Source organism: Photobacterium frigidiphilum (assembly GCF_003025615.1).
GTDB classification, from domain to species: domain Bacteria; phylum Pseudomonadota; class Gammaproteobacteria; order Enterobacterales; family Vibrionaceae; genus Photobacterium; species Photobacterium frigidiphilum.
Genome location: NZ_PYMJ01000102.1, coordinates 1 through 2035 on the forward strand (window position 1 = coordinate 1; position 2035 = coordinate 2035).

General features: G+C 50.9%; 2 protein-coding genes. Both read right to left on the bottom strand.

Annotated features, from left to right (window positions below; all coding sequences use genetic code 11):
* The coding region (locus C9J12_RS29870; protein WP_146150144.1) for a conjugal transfer protein TraG N-terminal domain-containing protein at nt 1-578 on the bottom strand (578 nt) is incomplete at its 3' end.
* Between the two features lie 4 nt (nt 579-582).
* Nucleotides 583-1944, bottom strand: a complete 1362-nt coding sequence (locus C9J12_RS29875; RefSeq protein ID WP_107247087.1) for a conjugal transfer protein TraH — start codon at nt 1942-1944, stop codon at nt 583-585.
* Nucleotides 1945-2035: the final 91 nt, after the last annotated feature.

The following is a 2035-nucleotide window of genomic DNA, read 5'->3' on the forward strand; positions in this document are numbered from 1 at the left end:
GTCAAAAAATCAAAAATATCATCGGTATTGGCCAATTGCTGCCAGGTGTATTTTTGATTAAGTGTAATGTCCCCGACAATACAGCTTTGCAGGTAATGCACCCAGTGCCCTTTGAGCTGTGAATCTTCGAGTTGGCTCTGGCGTGACAGCTTGTATAACTTGGCCCCGAAGACCATGCCTGTCTTACTGTACTGCTCATCATCGGGTGAATGAAAAATGCTTTCGATACTGGAGGTGACCCCGTACATATAGGTCGATGATAAGTAAGTCGGCCCCGCCACAATCATGGGCACATTGGCCACCGCATAGTTGCCTGTTGGATCGGTTAAATCAATGATTTGCACCCCGACTTTGGTGTTGATGAGCAATAACGGCACCATCAAATAGACCGCCGCCCACTTGGGGATAGCGTTGGCATCCCGGGTCATGAAAAAATGAAACCCTGTGGCGATGACGGCAAAAAAGGTGCAGATTTGCAGCATACTGGCAAAGCTGTTGGTGGCAAAAAAGGTGGCGATGGCATTGAAGACTTCTTTCGCGACGTCCCCATTGCTGTAGGTATAGACGGCTAATGTCATGCGGTTAACTCCCAAATTGTAAGTTAGCACGGGCCTTGGCGGACAGTTGCCCGGTCACTTGGCGGCGCAGCTCACGGCTTTGTTCAATCAGCTGTTGCTCGGCAATGATGCTTTGCATTGCTTGGTTTTCCAGTCCATCCAAGAAGCGGTTGGCATTGATGATTTCCGTTTCAACCCTGGCGATATCTTTGGGATCGTTATTGGTGCCTGCTAACGACTCTTTGGTAATGGTGAGCATGTTGCGCAGATAGAGGGTCACGAACTGCACGCTGATCACCGTCGAATACGCGGCGGTGTTGGGGGGGCGCCCGGCTTCCAGTGCATTGCGCATGAAGGTCAGAACGGGCAGTGAGGTGTATTCTAAAAATGCCTGCTCCTTCTGACTTAATGGCGTGTCACTGAGCAATTTATTCACCATAGTGTCCAACGTGGTTTGGATGCGATGGCGCAGGCTTTTATCGATGGCAATGGTGAGGTCGTTTTTGGTCAATGCCAAACATTGGTCTGCGGCGGTATTGTGACAGGTGTAGCTCTTGGCTTTCCCTCCCACAAGCAGGGTATTGATGAGGTTGTTATTGTGGGTCAGTAGCGAACCATAATGACGGGGCTTGCCGTTGGCATCATAAATATAGGTGCCGGATATCGTCATCAAAAATTGAGCAAGGTGGGTATCACTGGCTAAAAAGGCATTTTTCATGATGGCTGACCACACGATGTTATGACTTTTTCGCACCATGTCTTTTAATGCTGGGTCGGCTTTGGCATGGTTAAGCTGGGCGTTGGCCTGACCGCCTGCGCCGCATTCTTGTTGGGCTGACACCCAATCGGCAAAGGCGTTGTTCTGCGTGCCCATGGTTGAGCAAATATACTTTTGACTCCCGACCCCTGCAAAGCCGGCGAGGGCAGAAACACTGGCTTGCGCGGTTTCGCAAGAGTTCACCGACTGGTTAAGGTACTTATCCGCAATGGCCTGCAAGTTATCGCGGATTTGCTTGATTTGCGGTGCCCAGGTCTGCAAGGCTAAATCCACGGCAAATGGTTTTGCATTGGCCACAATGCTTTTGCCTAACTGCACGATTAGGTCTGAATTAATGTGGGAGAACCCGCCCAAAAACATGTCGATCCCTCCACAGCCTGCGCTGATTTTGGGTTGCGTGAGGCTGACCAGTTGTGCATCGACTATTTTGGTGCGCACAAACAGGTTGCCGCCCGTGTAGTAATTGGCACTTTGTCCTTTGAATGATGAGGGGTTAGTGACGTTGCTGTAACCGAGCCCGTCGAAGAAGCTGTTCAGTGAGCCGTTAACATCGGCCCGGCAAGTACCACTGACGATGAGAAGAAAGGAGGCTATCAGGGTTTTGTTCATGGTCGCAGTGCCTCTATCACGGCCGGATCCCGGCGGATTTGGGAGTAGGTTTCGTGGAGCCCCTGTAGGGACACGTTGCCCTGAGTCATGC

Excerpts from the sequence above, each read along its gene's own strand:
- C9J12_RS29875 (WP_107247087.1), bottom strand. The coding sequence starts at position 1,944 with ATGAACAAAACCCTGATAGCCTCCTTTCTTCTCATCGTCAGTGGTACT.